This is a genomic window from Roseovarius tolerans, assembly GCF_028885395.1.
GTDB classification, from domain to species: Bacteria; Pseudomonadota; Alphaproteobacteria; order Rhodobacterales; family Rhodobacteraceae; genus Roseovarius; species Roseovarius tolerans.
This window is the reverse complement of record NZ_CP118494.1, coordinates 2,413,844-2,434,764: the sequence shown is the minus strand read 5'-3', so window position 1 is coordinate 2,434,764 and position 20,921 is coordinate 2,413,844. Positions and strand designations below refer to the sequence as shown.

Sequence of the window (20,921 nt, the reverse complement as noted above, 5' to 3'; positions counted from 1 at the left end):
CGCCAGATCATGCCTCTGCCTTTTTCTCCCATTTTCCAGAGGCTTCGGACCAGTATTGCGCCGAACAGCCCGCTGCTGTCAGGGCTTTCCACTGGCTTCGCGCGACGGTGACTGCGTCGGTATCATTGCCATCGAAGAGGATGCAGACCCGCTCCAGCGTTTGCACCTCGTCCGGGGCCACCTCGGCCCCGTCCACCGCCATCACGCATACGGCCCCGTTGGGGCGGTCCGCACCGGTGGTCAGCAGTACGGGTTGGTCGGCGTCATGCGGTCCGCCCGCCAGACCGTGCGGCAGAAAGCCGTCCTCGGGGCCCAACCACAGCTTTTGATCGAGCCAATCCAGCCGCGCGGGATCACGCCCGCGCACCGCCACGTGCCAGCCCGCCTGAAGCGCCTTGCCCAGAAGCAGGGGCAGGGTCACCTCGAGCGGGCGCTGCGTCAGGTGATAGAAATAGGCCGCGCCCATCAGTCGCTCTCAAGCATGTCCGCCACCAGCCGGTTGAGCGCCATCACCCCCCAGCCCGACGCGCCCTTGGGCCCGTAAGGCGTCTCGGCCTTCATGCTGGCGACGCCGGCGATGTCGAGATGCACCCAAGGCATGCCGTCCTGAATGAAGCGGTGCAGGAATTCGGCTGCCGTGATCGTGCCCGCAGGCCGCCCGCCGGAGTTCTTGATGTCGGCGATCTGGCTTTTCATCATGTCCGCATAGGCCTTGCCGAGGGGCAGACGCCACGCGCCTTCGCCTTCGGATTTCGCGGATTTGAGGAAGGCGTCGCAGAGCGCGTCGTCATTGCTCAGCACGGCGGCGTTCTCATGGCCGAGCGCCACGATGCAGGCCCCGGTGAGCGTGGCAAGGTCGATCACGCCGCGCGGTTTGTAGGTTTCCTGCGCATACCACAGCACATCGGCCAGCAGCAGGCGGCCTTCGGCGTCGGTGTTGATCACCTCGATGGTGTCGCCCTTCATCGACGTCACCACGTCGCCGGGGCGTGTCGCGCGGTCCGAGGGCATGTTCTCGACCAGACCGACGAGGCCCACCACGTTGGCCTTGGCCTTGCGCCGCGCCAGCGTGCGCATGACGCCCGCCACCACGCCCGCGCCGCCCATGTCCATGGTCATATCCTCCATGCCCTGCGCGGGTTTGAGGCTGATGCCGCCGGTGTCGAACACCACGCCCTTGCCGACGAGCGCAAGAGGGGCCTCGCCCTTGGGCCCGCCCTGCCATTCCATGACGGCCAGCTTGGTCGGGCTGATGCTGCCATGCCCGACCGACAGCAATGCGCCCATGCCGAGTTGTTCCATGTCCTTTTCCTCAAGCACGGTGATCTTGAGGCCAAGGTCTTTCATCGCGGCGATGCGGTCGGCGAATTCAGTGGTGGTGAGGTGATTGGCGGGTTCGCTCACCAGATCGCGGGTGAAGAACACGCCCTCGGCCACGGCGAGCGCCGGGGTGGCGTCGGCTTCGACCTCTTCGGGCTTGGCGACCATCACGGTGATCGGCCCGACCTCGGTCTTGTCGCCTGTCTTGTGATCGGTGAAGCGGTAGGCCCGCAGCACGGCCCCCAGAACCACCTCGACCGGACGCTTGAGCGCGCCCCCCAAAAGGGTCAGCGCCTTGTCGCCTTTGGCCCGGCCAAGCGCCACGCCGGCGCGGCGGCTTTCCTCGACGCTGGCGTTGCGCGGCAGCACGACGATGTCGAGCGCCTCGGCGGCCAGCCCCACGGGCCAGGCCAGCGTCACGATATCGCCGGGCTTTTTCTTTTCCAGCGTGCCGCTGTCGATGATACGCGCAAGAGTGCCCTTGGTCAGACGGTTCACCCGCCGCGCGGCCTGATCGAGCTTGCCGTCGGGGGTGACGCAAACCGCAACACGGCCCTCGGCAGTGGCGACGGCATCGAGGTCGATCTCGGTGAAGGCAACGGAAACGGGGGTGGTCATCGAAGGGCTCCTCTCTCACTTGGTTGTCCCAGACCTAACGCGGCTTGTCGCCGAAGGCCAGTTAGCAGTTTTCCCTCGCAATCAATTCCGCTAGGTTGCCGTGCAAGTCTGCTGCCGTGGGGGAAAAGAGTGACCAGATTCGACAGATACATGCTGTCGCAATTCATGGTTTTGTTCGGTTTCTTTGCGCTCGTTCTCGTGTCCATCTTCTGGATCAACAAGGCGGTGCGCATGTTCGACCGGCTGATCGGGGATGGCCAGCCCGCTTGGGTTTTTCTGGAGTTCACGGCGCTCACGCTGCCGGGGGTGATCGGTGTCGTTCTGCCGATCGCGGCCTTTGCGGCAGCGGTCTACGTGGTGCACAGGCTGTCGGCGGAAAGCGAGCTTACGGTGATGCAGGCCATGGGCTATTCGCCGCTGCGCCTGATCCGGCCGGTGCTGGTGTTCGGCGTAATCATCGCGCTGATGATGTCGATTCTGGCACATGTGCTGATCCCCAACAGCTTGAGCCAGCTGCGCCTGCGGCAGGACGAGGTGTCGCGCAATATCTCGGCCAAGCTGTTGACCGAGGGCGAATTCCTGCATCCCGCCCCCGGCATCACGTTCTACATTCGCGAGATCACGCCCGAGGGCGAATTGCGCGACGTGTTCCTGTCGGACCGGCGCGATCCCGAGAGCGCGGTCACCTATACCTCGTCGCGCGCCTATCTGGTGCAGGAGGCGGGCGGCACGCGGTTGGTAATGGTGGCAGGTCTGGCACAGAACATCCGGCGCGCGGGCAATCGCCTGTTTACCACGCATTTCGATGATTTCTCTTATGATATCAGCGCGCTGGTCAGCAATGACGCGATCAATCTCAACAAGGTCGCCTTTGCCTCGACCCTCGACATGCTGCGCGCGCCCGAGGCGGTCGCAGAGCGCACGGGCACCGAGATGGGGCTGGTCATGTCCGAACTGCATGGCCGGTTAACCGATGCGTTGATGTGCATTGTGGCGGCGCTCGTGGGGTTCTGCACGCTGCTGGTCGGCGGCTACAGCCGGTTCGGCGTGTGGCGGCAGGTGCTTACCGCCTTTGGCCTTCTCGTCACGATAAAAATCGTCGAAAGCGCCGTCGTCGCCCCGGTGTTGGTCAATGCCGCGCTCTGGCCCCTGCTGTATCTGCCGATCCTTCTTGGCGGCACGGTCTCGATCGGTATGCTGGGGCTGGCGGTTTATCCCGGGGTCCTGCGGCGGCTCACGGGACGGATGCGGCCTCGTGCGACGGGGGCCGGGGCATGATCCTACAACTCTATTTTGCGCGCCGTTTCCTGGCCAGCTTTCTGGGTGTGGCGCTGTCGCTCGCGGCATTGATCGCGCTGATCGAACTGATGGATGGGCTGAGCGACATGCCGGATCGACCGTTCTCGGACGTGCTCGGGGTCGTGCTGCTCAAGATGCCATGGGCCAATTACGAGATACTGCCGCTGGTTGTGATCCTCGCCTCGACCGCCCTGTTCCTGCGCCTGTCGCGCTCGTCTGAACTGGTGGTGCTGCGCGCCTCGGGGCGCTCTGCGTTGCGGGGATTGCTGGCACCGGCCTGTGTGGCGCTGATGATCGGGCTGTTCTGGTTGTCGATCGGCAATCCCATCGTCGCTGCCACGTCCAAGCGCGAGCACGACCTGTCGAACTCTTACCAGGGATCGGAAACCGCAGCACTCGCAATCTCGTCCGAGGGGTTGTGGCTGCGCCAGGGCGGGCCCGAGGGGCAGACCGTGATCTTCGCCCTGCGCGCCAGTTCCGATCTGGGCACGCTCTACGAGCCGAATTTTCTGGATTTCGACCGCGACGGCATGCCTGTCAGGCGGATCAACGCGGGCGCGGCGCAGCTTCGGGACGGGGAATGGTTCCTGCGGGATGCCAAGATCTGGGACCTGTCCGGCGGCGGCAATCCCGAGGCCGAGGCGACGCGCGCCGTGACGCTGACCATTCCGTCCGACCTGACGCAGGACCGCATCGTCGACAGTTTCGGCAAGCCGCGTTACATCCCGATCTGGGACTTGCCCGATTTCATCGCCGAGCTGGAGGAGGCGGGCTTTTCTGCGCGCCGATACGCGGTCTGGTTTCACAGCGAAATGGCGCAACCGGTCTTTCTGGTGGCGCTGGTTCTGATGTCGGCGGCCTTTACCATGCGCCATGCGCGGGGGGCCAATATGGGGGTGATGGTGCTGGCGGCGGTGCTTGCGGGCTTTGGCCTGCACTATATCCGCAATTTTGCGCATATCCTGGGTGAGAATGGTCAAATCCCCATTCTTCTGGCCGCGTGGGCCCCACCGTTGGCGGCGATGTTCCTGGCACTTGGCATTCTCTTGCATCTGGAGGACGGATGAGCAGGTTTGCCGGTCTTATCGCGGCGCTGATGATCTGGTCGGGCGCGGTTGTGGCGCAGGACGCACCGCCCGATCCGGCAATGCTGATCGCCGATGATGTGCAACTCACGGCCGATGAGCAATTGATTGCCACCGGCAATGTCGAGGCCTTGTACGAGGGCCGCCGTCTGACCGCGCAGCAGATCACCTATGACCGGGTCACAGATCAGTTGCGCATCGTCGGGCCGATGACCCTGACCGAGGCGCAGAACACGGTGGTCGTGGCCGATAGCGGCGCGCTCGACCGGGAACTGACAAATGGCATCCTGCGCGGCGCGCGGATTGTCATGCAGGATCAGCTGCAACTCTCGGCCAATCAGATGCGGCGCACCGATGCGCGGTTCAATCAGCTCTACAAGGCGTCCGTCACCTCTTGCCGGGTCTGCGAAAGCGGGCGTCCGCCGCTCTGGCAGATCAGGGCCGAGCGCATGATCCACGATCAACAGGAACGGCAGCTTTACTTCCAGAATGCGCAGCTTCGGGTTCTGGGCACCCCGGTGTTCTACCTGCCGCGCCTGCGCATGCCCGATCCGACGCTCGAGCGCGCGACTGGGTTTCTGAGCCCCGAACTCGTGACCTCATCGCTCCTTGGTACAGGGGTGCGCGCGCCGTATTTCATTCGCATCGACGATCACCGGGACCTGACAGTCGCGCCGTTTCTGGCCACGGATTCGCGACGGCTCGAACTGCGCTACCGTCAGGCCTTTCGCCGGGGCGAGATCGAATTCAACGGGGCGATCTCGGATGACGATTTCAGTGCAGAGGACACGCGCGGGTATCTCTTTGGCCAGGGGCGGTTCGAGTTGCCGCAAGATTTCATTCTGCGCTTCAATATAGAACTGACCAGCGACGACACCTTCCTTCTTGACCACGATTTCTCTGACAAGGACCGGCTTCAGAACGAGTTGTCCGTCGAGCGCGCCCGGCGGGACGAGTTCATTCGCGGGGCGATCACGCATTTCAATTCCCTGCGCGTCGGCGAAAGCAACGCAACTCTGCCGTCGCGCGTTGGAAATGTCGAATACGAGCGCCGGTTCTTTCCATCGCGTCTCGGTGGCGAAGTGCGGTTTTCCGCCGTCGCCCATGGTCATGCGCGCAGATCGGATCTGGTGACTGACGGTCCTGATCAGGATCGCTTTGCCGATGGTCGGGATGTGTCGCGGTTTACCACCAGCCTCGACTGGCGGCGCAACTGGGTCCTTCCTGCGGGTCTGTTGGCCAATGTCGAGACCGGGCTGACACTCGATCATTTCGAAATTTCTCAGATCGGCACGACGGCAGACGATCAGGCCACCGAACTCACTCCGAGTGCGGCGTTCCGGCTGCGCTGGCCGTTTATGAAAACTGCCGTCTCTGGGGTCACGCATGTCATAGAGCCGGTGGTGCAACTGGCCTGGTCGGGCGGGTCGAACCCGGATATTCCACAGGATGAGAGCACCGCCATCGAGTTTGATGAGGGCAATCTCTTCAACATCTCGCGGTTCAACGCGCCGGATCGGCGTGAGCGTGGCTATAGCGGTGCCTATGGCATCAGCTATGCGCGCTTTGATCCCAGTGGTTGGGAAGGGCGGTTGGCGGTCGGGCAGGTGATCCGTGATGAGCGCCTGCGAGAATCCACCGGTACGCCCACCTTTACCAAGTCTTCGGGCCTGCGCGATCAGACCTCAGATCTGCTTGTCGCCGGGCAGTATCGCAATGCCACTGGTCTTACGGTGACGGCGCGCGGTCTTTTTGACGAAATTTTCGATGCGACCAAGGCCGAGGCACGCGCAAGTTGGCAGAACGACCGGACCAATATCGGGGCAACATATATCTGGCTTGCCGAGGACCCGCGCGAGGGGCGCAATTCAACCGTTGCCGAATGGGCCATCGAGGGCAACTACCGTTTTGCCCGCCACTGGACGGCCAGCGCTGAATGGCGCTATGACGCGAGCACGGATCGCAGCGTCCGGGCCGGGGCGGGACTGACATATACCAACGAATGTGTCGATATCACGCTTTCCGTCTCGCGCCGCTTCACCTCATCGACTATCCTTGAACCCGAGACCAACATCGGTTTTACCGTGGCACTACGGGGTTTTTCCGCCGCGACCCAGGACAAGAGCTTTACTCGGACATGCAGGAACTGATCAGAATGACACCCAGCCTTCGCCGCATACCGGCCCTCGTGGCCTCTCTTCTTCTCGCGGCCCTGATGGGCGCGGCGCTGCCATCGGGCCCGGCTCTGGCGCAAAACCTGTTCGCGCCGGTCATCTTCGTCAATGATCAGGCGATTACCCGCTACGAGATCCAGCAGCGCGCACGCATGCTGACCCTGTTTCGCGCGCCCGGCGATCCGCAGCAACTGGCCCGTGAGCAATTGATCGAGGAACGGATCAAGCTCGACGCCGCCACCGGGGCAGGGCTCACCCTCGACGACGACGCGGTGCGCTCCGGCATGGCGGAATTCGCAACGCGCGCCAACATGGATGCCGAGCAAATGATTACCGCCCTCGGGCAATCGGGGGTCTCCGAGGAATCGTTTCGCGAGTTCGTGCGCGCGGGTATCACCTGGCGCGAGTTCACCCGCGCACGCTTTGCCTCGCGGGTCTCTGTCAGCGAGGACGATCTGGAGCGCGCGACGCGGACGCTGACCGGTGGTTCTTCGGTGCGGGTGCTGCTGTCCGAGATCATTCTGCCGATCAGCAGCATTGAACAGGCCGAGGCGCAGCAAAGTCTTGCCGCGCGCATCGCCACTGCGGATACCGAGGGCGCGTTCGCGGCCTTCGCCCGGCAGCATTCCGCCGCAGGCTCTGCAGGGCGCGGCGGGCGCATGAACTGGACACAGGTTTCGGATCTGCCACCGGCCCTGCGCCGGATCGTGCTTGGGCTTGCCCCCGGAGAAGTCTCCGACCCGCTGCCCATCGAAGGCGCGCTCGCGCTGTTCTTCATGCGCGACATCGAAGAGACATCCGTGTCGCCCCGAGAGTTCTCGGCCATTGAATACGCCGCCTACTACATCCCGGGCGGGCGCAGCGAAGAGGCGTTGCAACGCGCGGCCCGTGTGCGCGCCGAGGTCGATACATGCGATGACCTCTACGGTGTGGCCCAAGGCCAGCCGCCCGAGGTTCTGGAACGCGGCGCAAAGGCCCCCGAAGAGATCCCCGCCGACATCGCCTCGGAACTGGCCCGGCTCGATCCCGGCGAAAGTTCAGCCAATGTCACGCGCTCCAATGGGCAGACGCTGGTCTTTCTGATGCTTTGTGGTCGCACGCCCAAGCTGGATGGTGAGCAGCCCACGGTCGAGGATCTGTCGAACTTCATCCGCAACCAGCGGATCGAGTCTTTTGCCAACGGCTTTCTGGAGCAGCTGCGCGCCGAGGCGCGGATCGTCGAGCAGTGAGCGCCCCGGTCGCGCTGACCTGTGGCGAGCCGTCGGGTATCGGCCCAGAGATAGCCGCCGCCGCCTGGGGCGCGTTGCGCGGAGATTTGCCGTTTTTCCTGATCGGTGATCCTGCGCATCTGCCCGCAGAGACGCCGCATGTGGTGATCGACCACCCCGCCGAGGCGCGGGCGGCCTGCGCTCAGGCCCTGCCTGTGCTGCGCCATGCCTTTGACGGGGTGCGTAGCCCCGGCACGCCGAACCCCGCGCAGGCCCAAGCCGTGATCGACGTGATCGCGCGCGGCGTCGATCTGGTGCAGGCGGGCGAGGCGCTTGCGCTTTGCACTGCGCCCATTCACAAGCAGGCCTTGCAAGAGGGGGCGGGGTTCGCTTTTCCCGGCCACACCGAATACCTCGCGCATCTGGCAGGGGTCGGGCGCGTGGTGATGATGCTCGCCTCGGATCAGCTGCGTGTCGTGCCCGCCACCATCCATATGCCGATCAAGGATGTGCCGCAGGCCCTGACCGCCGACCTGCTGGAGCAGACGATCCTCATCACCCATGCTGCCCTGATCCGTAATTTCGGTTTGACCGCGCCGCGACTTGCGGTGGCCGGGCTAAACCCGCATGCGGGTGAGGGCGGTCGCATGGGGCGGGAGGAGATCGAGGTGATCGCCCCTGTGCTGGAGCGGTTGCGCGGCGAGGGGTTCGATCTGCGCGGGCCGCTGTCGGGCGACACGATGTTCCATGCGGCGGCGCGTGCGGGCTATGATGCGGCCATCGCCATGTATCACGATCAGGCGCTCATTCCGATCAAGACGCTCGATTTCGACCGGGGCGTGAATGTCACGCTCGGGCTGCCGTTCATCCGCACCTCGCCGGATCATGGCACGGCACTCGACATCGCGGGGCAGGGGATGGCCAATCCGACCTCGCTCATCGAAGCGCTGCGCATGGCGCAGGCCATGGGCCGGGCACGTCACGGATGAGTGGACTCGACAGCCTGCCGCCGCTGGCGCGCGTGATCGCGGCGCATGGCCTGTCGGCGCGCAAGTCTCTGGGGCAGAATTTTTTGCTGGATCTGAACCTGACCTCCAAGATCGCACGTCAGGCGGGCGATCTTTCGGGCTGCGATGTACTCGAAATCGGGCCCGGCCCCGGTGGGCTCACTCGGGGCCTGTTGCTGGAAGGTGCCCGCCGGGTGCTCGCCATCGAAAAGGACACGCGTTGCCTGCCTGCGCTGAACGAGATCGCCGAGGTCGCAGACGGTCGTCTGGAGGTGATCAACGGCGATGCGCTCGACATCGACCCGCTGGCGCATCTGACGCCACCGATCCGGGTGGTGGCGAACCTGCCTTACAACGTCGGCACCGAGTTATTGATTCGCTGGCTTACGCCGCGTGACTGGCCGCCGTTCTGGCAATCTCTGACGCTGATGTTCCAGCGCGAGGTGGCGGAGCGGATCGTGGCGGTGCCCGGATCGAAAGCCTACGGGCGGCTGGCCCTTCTGGCCGGGTGGCGCGCGACGCCGCGCATTGTCATGCATTTGCCGCCCGGGGCCTTCACCCCGCCGCCCAAGGTGTCGAGCGCGGTGGTGCATCTGACGGCCTTGGCTGAGCCGCGCTATCCGGCGGATCCGAAGATCCTCGAACAGGTCGTTGCGCGCGCCTTCAACCAACGGCGCAAGATGCTGCGCGCGGCGCTCAAGGGTGCGGCACCGGATATAGAGGATCGGTTGCTGGCTGCTGGTATCCAACCCACCGACCGCGCCGAGACGGTCGACCTCGAACGGTTCTGCGCCCTTGCCCGGCGTATGCCGGGCGGGTCCGAGGCGTGAGGGTGGTGGGCTTTCTGTTCTGGAGCGGACCTTTCTTACCGCCAGAAGGTGCCGCGTGATCGCAGGGCCGTGGACTGGCGATGCGACGGTCGTGGCGGGCGCTTTATGCCAGCCAAGTCATCCTGTACTCAACACGTTGCGCGCCCTATCATATCGCCAGGCCGCGGGACGGCCCGGCGATCGCGCGGCACCTTCGGTGCGTATCGCGCGGGTGCGGCATTGGCAGTACCAAGCCAATTATCCCGGCACCCTCCGACACTCTTACCGCGTCAGGACGAGTTTGCCCCCGGTGATCTCGATGCTGGAAAACCGCTGCAAGTAGCTCATCCCCAAAAGCGAGCCGCTCATCTCGCCCTCGTTTACCACCGCGCGGACACCCTCGTGCCGGACCGGCCCAACCTCGACGCTTTTCAGCCTGACCGGCGCGGTGCGCACCTCGCCGTTGGCCGTATAGGCCCGCCCCAGATAGGCAAGGCGCCCGGTGTCGATGCCGATCCGCTCCGCATCGCTCTGGCCCAGCACGATCTGGCTCGCGCCGGTATCGACGACAAATCGGATCGGCTCGCCGTTCACCTGCGCCGTCAGGTAGTAATGCCCGTCCTGCGCGCGCGGCAGTTCGATACGGTCCTCTGACACCACGCTCTGCATCGGGCGCACGGTCTGGCGGATGTCGTCCCAAAGCCCGACCACCGCGATGGCCCCGACAAAAATCAACACCCAGATCAGCGCCTGCTGCATCAGCTTGCCGATGGAATCGCGGTTTTGCACCACGAACCACAGCACCAGCACCGAGCCGAGGATCACCAGATAGGTCAGATGTGCGAAATCGATCTGTTGCATGATCCCGATATAGGCGCTCAACCCGTCAGACCAAAGCCGCGCAACCCGTCGAGCACGAATTGTACCGCGAGGGCCGCCAGAAGCATGCCCAGAAGGCGCGTGACTACGTTGATCCCGACCTTGCCAAGCGCGCGTTCCAGCAGGCTGCCCATCAGGAACATCACGAAGACCAGTGCCACAACCGACAGCATCACAGCTATCACCATGGCCAGCCCCTCGGCCCCGGGTTTCTGCCCTGCCAGAAGGATCACCGAGGCGATGGAGCCGGGCCCGGCGATGAGGGGAATCGCCAGCGGAAAGATCGACGGATCGTCGCCCTCATCCTCTTCGGCGGCATCCGCCTGACCCTTGCGCCGCTGCCCGCGCCGTTCGAACAGCATGTCGAGCGCGGTGAGGAACAGCAGCATCCCCCCGGCGATGCGAAAGGCGGGCATGGAAATGCCGATGAAGCCCAGCACCGCCTCGCCGAAGGCCGCAAAGACAATGAGCAACAGCGCCGAGGTGATGCAGGCACGGATCGCGATGGCGCGGCGGCGGGCGTTGCCCATGCCTTGCGTCAGAGCCACGAAGAGCGGCGTCATGCCGATCGGGTCGATGATCACGAAGAGCGTGACGAAGGCGGTGATCAGGAATGCGGTATCCATGGCAGGAGCCTATCGCGGTTTTGCGCGGTGCACCATGGCGCGCAATGTGGTTATACACGCGAAAAAAGTTTCCCCGATCTACTGACTTCGACCCGATGGTCGCTATGTCATTCGCCAAGGCAGGGCGCGCATCCTGACGCCCGCTGCGGGTGGCAGCTTGTCTTGCGATAGCAGGAGGTCGCGGTAGCGACGCGGATGCTCGTGAAAAGAGGCGATTGAAAGATGAAGTCCACAGGCAGGACGTGCACATGAACGCAAATTCCTACATGACTTGGGCGCTCTTCGGGGCCGCCGGTGGCGCTGGCTTTGGCCTCTTTGCCGTTCCCTTGATCTACATCCTGATCAATTTGTTCGACGGTGGTGTCACATTTGGTGAAACCGTTCGCTTTGCCGTTGCCAACGGTGCCGTTTGGGGCGTGTTGGGTCTTTTGGCGGGTGTTTTCTTCTGGGTGATCTACATGATTCAGAGGCCACCGAGGGAGGACTGACCACGGCCACGGAGAAGGGGCCAACATATGCGAGGCATGTGTTTGAAACTGAACCTGTTCCCGAGGCGAGGCGGCTTTTAGCGTTCAGCCTCTTCTAGCCGCTCGAGCGCCTCCATCCAGAGGCGTTCTGCGAGGGCCAGACCATCTTCGATCTCGGCATATTTCTTTTGCCATTCGGTCACGCCGTGCACGTCGTCATAGATTGCGGGATCGGCCAGTTTCTTGGCCACCCTGCCTTCCATTTCCGTCAGTTTTTCAACGCGTTGCTCGCACTTCTTCACCTCCTGCCGCAGTCTCAGGACGGCGTCGCGCGAGGGGCGTTTGGGCTTTTCGATCTTGGGTTTGGGAGCGGGTTTTGCGCTATCCGTACCCGAGAGCAGCATGGCCCGATAGCTGTCAAGGTCACCCTCATAAGGGCGCACCTCGCCCTTGTTCACCAGCCAAAGCCGGTCCGCCACGAGGCTGAGCAGATGCATGTCATGGCTGACCAGGATGATTGCGCCGGAATAGGCGGTGAGCGCCTCGACCAGCGCCTCGCGGCTTTCTATGTCAAGGTGGTTTGTGGGCTCATCAAGGATCAGCATATGCGGCGCGTCGAGCGTGGCGAGCATGAGGCTGAGCCGCGCCTTTTGTCCGCCCGAAAGCTGACCGACCGTTGTCTCCGCCTGCTCGGCGCCGATGCCGAAGCCGCCAAGCCGCGCGCGCAGGCGGGCGGGTGTTTCGGTGGGGCGCAGGCGGCGGATATGGTCGATGGGGGTCTCGTCGATGTGCAACTCGTCCACCTGATGCTGCGCGAAATAGCCGACGCGCAGCTTGGAGGCCTTGTGAACTTGCCCCTCTATCAGTTGAAGTTTGTCCGACAATAGCTTGGAAAGAGTAGATTTTCCCTCGCCATTTCGCCCCAGGAGCGCGATCCGGTCGTCCTGGTCGATCCTCAGGTTGAGCCGACGCAGAACCGGGACACCATCATAACCGACCGAACCGCTCTCGATCCGCAGGATAGGTGGCGAGAGTTCTTCGGGCGTGGGGAAGGTAAAGCGTTTGAGTGCAGCTTCTTGCGGCGTCGTGATCGGTTTGAGCTTGGCGATCATCTTGAGGCGCGATTGCGCCTGCACGGCCTTGCTCGCCTTGGCGCGGAAGCGATCGACAAAGCTCTGGAGATGCGCGCGCCGCGCATCCTGCTTCTTGGCCTCGGAGGCGGCGACGGCGAGACGGGCGGCACGCGTTTCCGCAAATGTCTCGTAACCGCCTTGATAAAGCGTGAGTTTCTTGGCCTCGAGATGCAGGATCGACCCCACGGCGCGGTTGAGCAGGCCACGATCATGGCTGACGATCAGCACCGTATGAGGATAGCGCGCGAGATAGGTTTCCAGCCAAAGTGCGCCTTCGAGGTCGAGATAGTTGGTCGGCTCGTCGAGCAGCAAGAGGTCGGGCGTAGAGAAGAGCACACCTGCAAGCGCCACGCGCATGCGCCAACCGCCCGAGAAGGCGGAGCAGGGCATCAGCTGTTGGTCGTCGTCGAAGCCCAAGCCCTTTAGGATGCTCGCGGCGCGCGCCTCGGCGCTCCACGCGTCGATATCGGCGAGCCGCATCTGAATCTCGGCGATCCGTGCGCCATCACTGGAGAGGTCGGATTCTGCCATGAGTTCAGTGCGTTCCGTGTCATAGCTCAACACGGTTTGCAACAGAGAGACATCGTTGCCGGGCACCTCTTGCGCGACACCGCCGATGCGGGCGCGGGGTGGCAGGGTGATGCTCCCGCCTTCGAGTGCCAATTCGCCCCGAATGAGGCGAAAGAGCGTGGTCTTGCCGGTGCCGTTCCGCCCGACAATGCCGACCTTGTGGCCCTCGGGGATGGTGGCCGAGGCTTGCTCGATCAGGGTACGGCCTGCAACCGAATAGGTGATATCATCAATGCGCAACATGCCCCCCGCATGCCGCAAGCGCGCGTCGCCGTCAATCGCGGCTTTTCAAGCTGTGCCCCTCATGCTATCGGAGCCGCGATCGAACAAGGTCGGGCAAGGGGCCGGACCAGTGATTTTAACTGAAAAGAGGCTGAAATGGCTGTTGAACGCACGCTGAGCATCATCAAACCCGACGCGACCAAGCGCAACCTGACCGGCAAGATAAATGCCAAGTTCGAGGATGCCGGGCTGCGCATCATCGCGCAAAAGCGCATTCAGCTGACCCCGGCGCAGGCAGGTGTCTTTTACGAGGTCCACAAGGAACGCCCGTTCTACGGCGAGCTGTGCGATTTTATGGCGTCCGGACCGGTCGTGGTACAGGTTCTCGAGGGCGAAGGCGCGATTGCCAAGAACCGTGAAGTGATGGGCGCGACCAACCCTGCGGATGCGGCACCGGGCACGATCCGCGCGGAATTTGCGGAATCGGTTGGAGAAAACTCGGTCCACGGCTCGGATGCGCCGGAGACGGCGGCAGCCGAGATCGCCTATTACTTCTCGGGGCTCGAACTGGTCGGCTAAACCTCGGTCGATACTTTAAGAAAAGGCCGCGTCTTGATGGGATTGCGGCCTTTTTCGTGTCTATATGCTTGCGAAGTCGCGAAAGATCGGTTTCGGGTCCTGACGCGGTGGCCGGGGGTACGGGGCGGTTTTTGCGCCGCTCTTCGGGGATGTTGCCTGTGGCATCTGCCTGCTCCTTTTTATGGGACAGGGCCACCGGCGGGACCGGCCCCTGCCTGGGGTAATCCTTTCAGGAAACCAGGGTTGATGGGCATGGGCGTGGCGGAATTGTGGCGAAATCAAGGCGGCTTAGCCGGTCATGTCGTCCACCACCGTGACGCCCGCGCCGGTATAGCCGTCCATCGCGGCAAGAGCCGTGTTGAGGCCGGAAAGCCCGATGCGATGGGTCACGAGGCGCGCGGGGTCGAGCCTGCCTGCGGCGATCATATCGAAGAGGACGGCGAAGCGGTCCGCACCGATGCCGCGGGTGCCGTGCAGGGTGATCTGCCGTGAATAGACCAGATCGAGCAGCGGCAAATCGGGCGTGGCGTGGGGACCGAGCGGCATGCCGATCTGGACGTGACGCCCCATCTTTCGCAGGCTTTTCAGTGAGTTGTGGAAGGTCGCCGTGATCCCGAGCGCGTCGAGCGAGACATGCGCGCCGCCCTGGGTCATGTCGCGCACGGCGGTGCCAACGTCCGGCACGTCGCTTGCGTTCAGGGTGGCGTTGGCGCCGAGGCTGCGGGCGAGGGTCAGCGCCTCGTCATTGACGTCGACGGCCAGAACCTGCGCGCCGATGGCGGTCCCGATCATGATCGCCGAGAGGCCGACGCCGCCGCAGCCGTGCACGACAAGCCATTCACCCGGTTGGGTTTTTGCCCTGTCCACCACCGCGCGGAACGAGGTGGTGACGCGGCAGCCCATACCTGCGGCGGCGGCATAGTCCATGGCGTCGGGCAGGCGGACGAGGTTGAAATCGGCGCGCGGGATGGCGACGCGCTCGGCGAACGCGCCCCACTGGCTGAAGCCGATCACCTGCTGGTGGTCGCAGATGGTGGGCTCTCCGCCCCGGCAATCGGGGCAGGTGCCGCAGCCGAGGATGAACGGGGCGGTGACCCGGTCGCCCACGGCGAAGGCGTGGCATTCCGCCCCGGTCTCAAGGATTTCCCCCGCGAATTCGTGGCCCATGACATGCGGCAGGTCCACATCCGGGTCAGCCCCTTTCCACGCGTGATGGTCGGAGCGGCAGACGCCGCAGGCGTGCACGGCGACTATAGCGCCGTCGCGGGGGCAGGCGGGATCGGGGACGTCGGTGATGTCGGTGGGCGTGTTGTAGCGGGAAAGGAGGGCTGCGCGCATCGGGCACCTTTGGCTGGAGTTTGGCGGAGCCTAGGATGGGGTGCGCGTGGCGGCAAGGCCGGATCGGGGCCGCCGCAAGGTGCGAACAGCCCCGGTTTTCGATGGATCAGGCGACCATGCGCTCGACCACCTCGCCGAAGGACGAGGGTGTCGGCACGATGGTGACGCCGGCCTCGGAGAGGATCTCGACCTTTTCCTGCGCCGATTCGCCAAACGCGGAGACGATCGCCCCGGCATGGCCCATGCGCCGCCCCTTGGGGGCCGAGAGACCGGCGATATAGGCGGCGACCGGCTTGGTCATGTGATCACGGATATAGGCGGCGGCCTCGGCTTCTTGCGGGCCGCCGATCTCGCCGACCATGACAACGGCGTCGGTATCGGGATCATTCTCGAAAAGCTCGAGAATATCGCGGAAAGACGAGCCGTTGATCGGGTCGCCGCCGATGCCCACAGAGGTCGACACGCCGATGCCGCGATCCTTCATCTGGCTTGCGGCCTCATAGCCGAGGGTGCCGGAGCGCCCGACGATGCCGACGCGGCCTGGCGCGTAGATATGCGGCGGCATCAGACCGGCGAATGCCTGGCCGGGGGTGATGATCCCGGCGCAGTTGGGGCCGATGAGGCGCATTCGGCGCTCGGCCTTGTAGCGGCGCATGTAGCGTTTCACTTTGATCATGTCGCGCGCGGGGATGCCGTCGGCGATGCAGACGCAGGTGGTGATGCCGGCATCCGCTGCCTCCATGATGCTGTCGGCGGCAAAGGGGGGCGGCACGAAGCAGATCACGAGATCGGCCTCGGTTTCGGCCACGGCCCCTTTGACCGTGTTGAAGACGGGCAGGCCGTTGTGCTTGGTGCCGCCCTTGCCGGGGGTGACGCCGCCGACGACGTTGGTGCCGTGCTTGATCATGTCCTCGGCGTGAAAGCTGCCGATGCGGCCCGTCAGTCCGGTGACAAGGACGCGGCTGCTCTGATCTATGAGAATGGCCATCATGCGGCTCCTTTCGCGGAGTTGGATTTGATGTCGGACCAGGCTCGCACCACCAGATCGGCGGCGTCGGCGAGTGTTTCGGCAGTGTGGATCGGCAGGCCGCTTTCGGCGATCAGGCGCTTGCCCTCTTCGACATTGGTGCCCGAGAGGCGCACGACGAGGGGCATCGTCAGCTCCAGTTCCTTGACTGCGCGGATGACGCCTTCGGCGATCCAGTCGCAGCGGTTGATCCCGGCGAAGATGTTGACGAGGATCGCTTCGACATTGGGGTCGTTGAGAACCGCCTGAAACGACATCAGCACGCGGTCGGGGCTGGCCCCACCGCCCACGTCGAGGAAGTTCGCAGGTTCGCCGCCCGCCATCTTGATCATGTCGAGCGTGGCCATGGCTAGCCCTGCGCCGTTGACGATGCAGCCGATCTCGCCCTCGAGCCCGATATAGCTGAGGCCGCGATCGCTGGCGAACGTCTCGCGCGGGTCTTCCTGGCTCTTGTCGCGCAGTTCCGAAATTTCGGGGCGACGGAAGAGGGCGTTGTCGTCAAAGCTGACCTTGGCGTCGAGCGCCATGATTTCGCCCGAACCGGTGACGACGAGGGGGTTGATCTCGACCATGTTGGCGTCGGTTTCCTCCATCATCTTGTAGCAGCCGATGATGGTCTTGACCGCCTGCGGGATGAGGGCGGCATCGAGGCCCAGTGAAAAGGCGATCTCGCGGGCCTGAAAGCTTTGCATGCCGACCGCCGGATCGACCACGGAGCGGATGATCGACTCCGGTTCCTGCGAGGAAATTTCCTCGATCTCCATGCCGCCCTGACCGGAGGCGACGACGACGACGCGCTCTTCCTTGCGGTCCATCACGAAGCCCAGATAGATTTCCTGCGCGATGTCCGTGGCCTCTTCGACATACAGGCGGCTGACCATCTTGCCTTGGGGTCCGGTCTGATGGGTGACCAGCATCCGGCCCAGCATCCAGCTTGCGGCCTCGCTGATCTCTTTTTCGGATTTGCAGATCTTGACGCCGCCCGCCTTGCCGCGCGCGCCGGAGTGGATCTGCGCCTTGACCACCCATTTGTCGCCCGACAGTTCCGAGGCGCGATATACCGCCTGTTCGGGGCTGTAGGCGATGCCGCCGCGCGGCACCTGAACGCCGAAACGCTTGAGCATGTCCTTGGCCTGAAATTCATGGATATCCATTTGATGTTCCTCCCTTTATCCCTTGGCGGCTATGGCGTCGGCGACGCTGAGCACGTTGTTGGCCATCCGCTCTGATGCCGCGTCGATCATCTTGCCGTCGAGGCTGGCGGCCCCCTTGCCCTCGGCTGCGGCTTTCTTGAGTTCCTCCAGGATGCGGCGCGCGCGGGTCACCTCGGCGTCGGGGGGCGAGAAGACGTCGTTGGCCAGTGCGATCTGGCTGGGGTGGATGGCCCATTTTCCCTCGATCCCGAGGGCGGCGGCGCGTTTGGCGCTGAGCGTGTAGCCCTCGGGGTCGGAGAAATCGCCGAACGGACCGTCGATGGCGCGAAGCCCATAGGCGCGGCAGGCGACGGTCATGCGGCTGAGCGCAAAATGCCACTGATCACCGGGGTAGTCGGGGTTGAGCCCGCCGATCACCACGGTGCGCGCGCGGTTCGAGGCGGCGTAGTCGGCCACCCCGAAATGCAGCGCCTCGAGCCGACCTGGGGCGGCGGCGATCGCCTCGACATTGGCCATGCCGAGCGCGGTCTCGATCAGCGCCTCAAGCCCGATCTGGTGCGTGAAGCCCATGGCCTCCTCGATCTGGCTGACCATGGTTTCCACGGTATAGAGATCGGCGGGCACGCCCACCTTGGGGACAAGGATGGTGTCGAGGTGCTGGCCCGCCTGTTCGACGATCTCGACCACGTCGCGATACATGTAATGGGTGTCGAGCCCGTTGATGCGGATCGAGATGGTCTTGCCCTTGGCCTTCCAGTCGATGTCATTGAGGGCCTGAATGATGTTGGCGCGGGCCTGAATCTTGTCGGGCGGGGCGACGGCATCTTCAAGGTCGAAGAAGATGTAATCGACATCCGAGTCCGCCGCTTTTTCGATCATCGTCGGATTGGAGCCGGGCACGGCGAGTTCCGAGCGTTGCAGGCGTTGCTTTTTCAGCGGGTGCAGGGTGTAGCTCATTGTGTGATCCTTTTACGCGGCGCGGATGGCAGTGCGGGCCTGCACCGGGGGGGTGGTCTGGCGAAACGCCTCTTGGGCGGCGGCCACGCCCTGACCGGGGGTGATGGCCGCGCCTGCATCGCAGAGAGCCATTTCAGCCGCCGACAGCGCGCCGCAGAGCATCACCGGATTGAGTGACCCGAGGTGGCCGATGCGGAAGGCGCGACCGGCGAGTTTTGCGAGGCCGGAACCGAGCGAGGTCTGGTATTTGTGATACGCCGTCTCGATCACCGTGCGGGCGTCGATGCCGTCCGGGGCGTAGATCGCGGACACGGTGTCAGAGTGCCATTCGGGGCCGTCGGCCACGAGGCGGCAGCCCTGCCATTCGGCGACGGCAGCACGCACGCCCGAGGCGAGGCGGTGGTGGCGGTCCCATACGCTTTCGATCCCGGCGTCGAGCAGCATGTCGAGCGAGACGCGCAGGCCGCGCAGCAGTTGGGTGGGCGGCGTGTAGGGGAAATAGCCGGTGTCGTTCAGGCGGATCATGTCGGCGAAGCTGAAATAGCAGCGCGGCATATTGGCGCGCTCATGGGCTGCGAGAGCCTTTTCACTCACTGCGAGCAAGCCAAGCCCGGCAGGAAGCATGAAGCCCTTTTGCGACCCTGCGACGGCAAGATCGACGCCCCAGTCCTCCATCTCGAACTCGATCGAGCCGATGGAACTGACGCCATCGACGAAGAGCAGCGCGGGGTGATCGGTGGCGTCGAGCGCGGCACGGATGGCGGCGATATTGGAGGTGACACCCGTGGCGGTCTCGTTATGGGTGGCGAACACTGCCTTGATCGTGTGGCCCTTGTCGGCGGCGAGGCGGGCGGCATAATCCTCGACCGGCACACCCTTGCCCCAGTCGACATCGATCACGTCCGCATGAAGGCTGAGCCGCTCGGCCATATCGACCCAAAGCATTGAAAACTGGCCGAAACGGGACATCAGCACGCGGTCGCCGGTGTTGAGCGTGTTGGTGATCGCGGACTCCCACGCGCCGGTGCCGGAGCCGGGGAAGACGAAGACGCGCCCGGTCTCGGTGCGGAACACCTTTTTCAGATCCGCCAGCAGCGGCGATACGAAATCACCGAAATCGGGGGCGCGCATGTCCTCCATCGGTACGTTCATCGCGCGACGCACCTCCTCGGGGATATTGGTGGGGCCGGGGATGAATAGATGGGTGTTGCCGTTCATGGGGTCCTCCTCTCAGGTTGCCCCCTTTATTGCTGTCGCATGTCCGCCCGGTAATGCCCGCGCGCATGGGAAAGCGCGGCCATGCGGGGGGCGTTGTGCCCCTGCGGGTAGGGGTGCCCTACCCGGTGGGGCAGCCCCGGCATGCGGTTGCATGCTGAAAAATTGTTTGATTTCAGAGTGTTCATTGGTCTTACTTGATCCCTACGGAGGAGGAGACCGTGCGAGACATGACGGAAGCGACCGCTCAGGACGCGGAACAGGGTGTGCCCGAGGTGATCGTGGCCGACCGGCAATTGATTGTCTGTCAGGGATTGGGGTCGCTCGTGGCACAGATGGCGCAGGTGCGGCTTGGCTCTTTCGCGACTGATCTGGCGAGCCTGCGAAAAGCCCTGGGCGCGCGCCACGGTCCTGCCATCGTGGTGTTAGGCGTGCGGCTTGCAGATGCCGATCTGGGCCGGGTTCTGGAGACGCTGCGTCGCGATCATCCGCGCGTGATGGTGGTGGTGGTGGCCGAGGAGAGCGAGTTCGCCTTTATCCGCACGGCAGTGAAGGCGGGGGCGCATTCCGTCTGCATGATGGGGCAGGTGCTGACCAGCCTGCCGCGCATTCTGGGGAACCTCGTGGAAGGGCACAGCCTGTTGCCGGTGGAGATCCTCAAGCGGTTGATGGGCGAGCAGGGCGATAGCCTGACCCGGCGCGAGCACGAAATTCTGGGGTTGCTGGTCGACGGGCTGACGAATTTCCAGATTTCCGCGCGGCTTGGCTTGTCGGAGAATACGGTGAAATATTACCTCAAGGCGATCTATCAGAAACTCGACGTCAATTCGCGCGGTGGAGCGATCGCAAAATACGTGGCGGGCACCTACTGAGGCGGTGACGGGTCGGGGCTGCCAACATCTCGCGCAGCCGGGCCGAGCGGCCCGCAGCATCGGATAAGCGCGTTCGTGGAGCCGATATGAGCGGCGGGCCTGACTTCGTCGAAGCCTTCGCCATGATGGCACTTGATTTTGAAGATCGAGCGTCTTCTGTGAGCGGGGAGGGTGGCGCGTTGATGCCGTTATAGACGCGGCCAGTTACGATCGGCGTGTCGGTGTCGCCTTGCAGGTGTGCGACGATCACCTCCATGCCGATGCGCGGAACCACCATACCGCCCCATCCGCGCGAGGCCCAGATCTGACTGGCCCGGCAGCGCATCGAATACGCGCCGTCAATATCCTAGTGGAAGCGCACG

The 20,921-nt window shown here is 64.1% G+C and carries 20 protein-coding genes; 9 read left to right on the top strand and 11 right to left on the bottom strand.

Features of this window, described 5'->3' with window-relative positions; all coding sequences use genetic code 11:
* Positions 1-7: 7 nt before the first annotated feature.
* Complete coding sequence (locus tag PVU19_RS12015) at positions 8-466, bottom strand: DNA polymerase III subunit chi (RefSeq protein ID WP_050664372.1); 459 nt, start codon at positions 464-466, stop codon at positions 8-10.
* The gene (locus tag PVU19_RS12010) at positions 466-1,938 is read right to left on the bottom strand and encodes a leucyl aminopeptidase (protein ID WP_050664373.1); all 1,473 of its coding nucleotides are present in this window, start codon (positions 1,936-1,938) and stop codon (positions 466-468) included. The genes PVU19_RS12015 and PVU19_RS12010 overlap by 1 nt, the downstream gene beginning before the upstream one ends.
* 150 nt (positions 1,939-2,088) lie before the next feature.
* Between PVU19_RS12010 and lptF the strand changes: the two genes are divergently transcribed.
* Genes lptF through rsmA form a run of 6 tightly spaced genes read left to right on the top strand, consistent with a single transcriptional unit; the run spans position 2,089 to position 9,541 of the window.
* On the top strand, positions 2,089-3,216 hold the full coding sequence (gene lptF / locus PVU19_RS12005) for an LPS export ABC transporter permease LptF (RefSeq protein WP_050664374.1): 1,128 nt from the start codon (positions 2,089-2,091) through the stop codon (positions 3,214-3,216).
* Positions 3,213-4,304: an LPS export ABC transporter permease LptG gene (lptG, locus tag PVU19_RS12000; RefSeq protein WP_050664375.1), complete on the top strand. Its 1,092-nt coding sequence runs from the start codon at positions 3,213-3,215 to the stop codon at positions 4,302-4,304. The genes lptF and lptG overlap by 4 nt, the downstream gene beginning before the upstream one ends.
* The gene (locus PVU19_RS11995) at positions 4,301-6,472 is read left to right on the top strand and encodes an LPS-assembly protein LptD (protein WP_274789765.1); all 2,172 of its coding nucleotides are present in this window, start codon (positions 4,301-4,303) and stop codon (positions 6,470-6,472) included. Before lptG ends, PVU19_RS11995 begins: the two co-directional genes overlap by 4 nt.
* A gap of 5 nt (positions 6,473-6,477) precedes the next feature.
* Positions 6,478-7,725, top strand: coding sequence for a peptidylprolyl isomerase (locus tag PVU19_RS11990; protein ID WP_162838264.1), 1,248 nt, complete (start codon positions 6,478-6,480; stop codon positions 7,723-7,725).
* Complete coding sequence (gene pdxA, locus PVU19_RS11985; RefSeq protein ID WP_050663843.1) at positions 7,722-8,693, top strand: 4-hydroxythreonine-4-phosphate dehydrogenase PdxA; 972 nt, start codon at positions 7,722-7,724, stop codon at positions 8,691-8,693. Before PVU19_RS11990 ends, pdxA begins: the two co-directional genes overlap by 4 nt.
* On the top strand, positions 8,690-9,541 hold the full coding sequence (gene rsmA, locus PVU19_RS11980) for a 16S rRNA (adenine(1518)-N(6)/adenine(1519)-N(6))-dimethyltransferase RsmA (protein ID WP_050663842.1): 852 nt from the start codon (positions 8,690-8,692) through the stop codon (positions 9,539-9,541). Before pdxA ends, rsmA begins: the two co-directional genes overlap by 4 nt.
* Before the next feature lie 261 nt (positions 9,542-9,802).
* Here rsmA and PVU19_RS11975 read toward each other — a convergent pair whose 3' ends face one another.
* Positions 9,803-10,381: a retropepsin-like aspartic protease family protein gene (locus tag PVU19_RS11975; protein WP_050663845.1), complete on the bottom strand. Its 579-nt coding sequence runs from the start codon at positions 10,379-10,381 to the stop codon at positions 9,803-9,805.
* 17 nt (positions 10,382-10,398) lie between these two features.
* Positions 10,399-11,025: a MarC family protein gene (locus PVU19_RS11970; RefSeq protein ID WP_050663841.1), complete on the bottom strand. Its 627-nt coding sequence runs from the start codon at positions 11,023-11,025 to the stop codon at positions 10,399-10,401.
* 248 nt (positions 11,026-11,273) lie between these two features.
* Between PVU19_RS11970 and PVU19_RS11965 the strand changes: the two genes are divergently transcribed.
* Complete coding sequence (locus PVU19_RS11965) at positions 11,274-11,513, top strand: hypothetical protein (RefSeq protein WP_152911680.1); 240 nt, start codon at positions 11,274-11,276, stop codon at positions 11,511-11,513.
* A gap of 77 nt (positions 11,514-11,590) precedes the next feature.
* Here PVU19_RS11965 and PVU19_RS11960 read toward each other — a convergent pair whose 3' ends face one another.
* Positions 11,591-13,438 carry an ABC-F family ATP-binding cassette domain-containing protein gene (locus PVU19_RS11960; protein ID WP_050663839.1) on the bottom strand — a complete coding sequence of 616 codons (1,848 nt, stop codon included), beginning with the start codon at positions 13,436-13,438 and terminating at the stop codon, positions 11,591-11,593.
* 135 nt (positions 13,439-13,573) lie between these two features.
* Between PVU19_RS11960 and ndk the strand changes: the two genes are divergently transcribed.
* On the top strand, positions 13,574-13,996 hold the full coding sequence (gene ndk, locus PVU19_RS11955; RefSeq protein WP_050663838.1) for a nucleoside-diphosphate kinase: 423 nt from the start codon (positions 13,574-13,576) through the stop codon (positions 13,994-13,996).
* A gap of 288 nt (positions 13,997-14,284) precedes the next feature.
* Here ndk and PVU19_RS11950 read toward each other — a convergent pair whose 3' ends face one another.
* The 5 genes from PVU19_RS11950 to PVU19_RS11930 form a co-directional block, all read right to left on the bottom strand.
* Complete coding sequence (locus PVU19_RS11950) at positions 14,285-15,334, bottom strand: zinc-dependent alcohol dehydrogenase family protein (protein WP_050663837.1); 1,050 nt, start codon at positions 15,332-15,334, stop codon at positions 14,285-14,287.
* Between the two features lie 106 nt (positions 15,335-15,440).
* Positions 15,441-16,322, bottom strand: coding sequence for a succinate--CoA ligase subunit alpha (gene sucD, locus PVU19_RS11945; RefSeq protein ID WP_139194554.1), 882 nt, complete (start codon positions 16,320-16,322; stop codon positions 15,441-15,443).
* Positions 16,322-17,515 (bottom strand): malate--CoA ligase subunit beta, encoded by a 1,194-nt coding sequence (locus PVU19_RS11940; protein WP_050663835.1) that lies wholly within the window; start codon positions 17,513-17,515, stop codon positions 16,322-16,324. Before PVU19_RS11940 ends, sucD begins: the two co-directional genes overlap by 1 nt.
* 15 nt (positions 17,516-17,530) lie before the next feature.
* Positions 17,531-18,472, bottom strand: coding sequence for an HpcH/HpaI aldolase/citrate lyase family protein (locus tag PVU19_RS11935; protein WP_050663834.1), 942 nt, complete (start codon positions 18,470-18,472; stop codon positions 17,531-17,533).
* A 12-nt stretch (positions 18,473-18,484) separates the two neighbouring features.
* A complete protein-coding gene (locus PVU19_RS11930) occupies positions 18,485-19,690 on the bottom strand; it encodes a pyridoxal-phosphate-dependent aminotransferase family protein (RefSeq protein WP_050663833.1) in 1,206 nt (401 codons plus the stop codon).
* Between the two features lie 227 nt (positions 19,691-19,917).
* Between PVU19_RS11930 and PVU19_RS11925 the strand changes: the two genes are divergently transcribed.
* Positions 19,918-20,559: a LuxR family transcriptional regulator gene (locus tag PVU19_RS11925; protein ID WP_050663832.1), complete on the top strand. Its 642-nt coding sequence runs from the start codon at positions 19,918-19,920 to the stop codon at positions 20,557-20,559.
* Here PVU19_RS11925 and PVU19_RS11920 read toward each other — a convergent pair.
* Positions 20,510-20,836 carry a hypothetical protein gene (locus PVU19_RS11920; protein ID WP_235575871.1) on the bottom strand — a complete coding sequence of 109 codons (327 nt, stop codon included), beginning with the start codon at positions 20,834-20,836 and terminating at the stop codon, positions 20,510-20,512. The two genes, PVU19_RS11925 and PVU19_RS11920, sit on opposite strands and share 50 nt — an antisense overlap.
* Between the last annotated feature and the right edge of the window lie 85 nt (positions 20,837-20,921).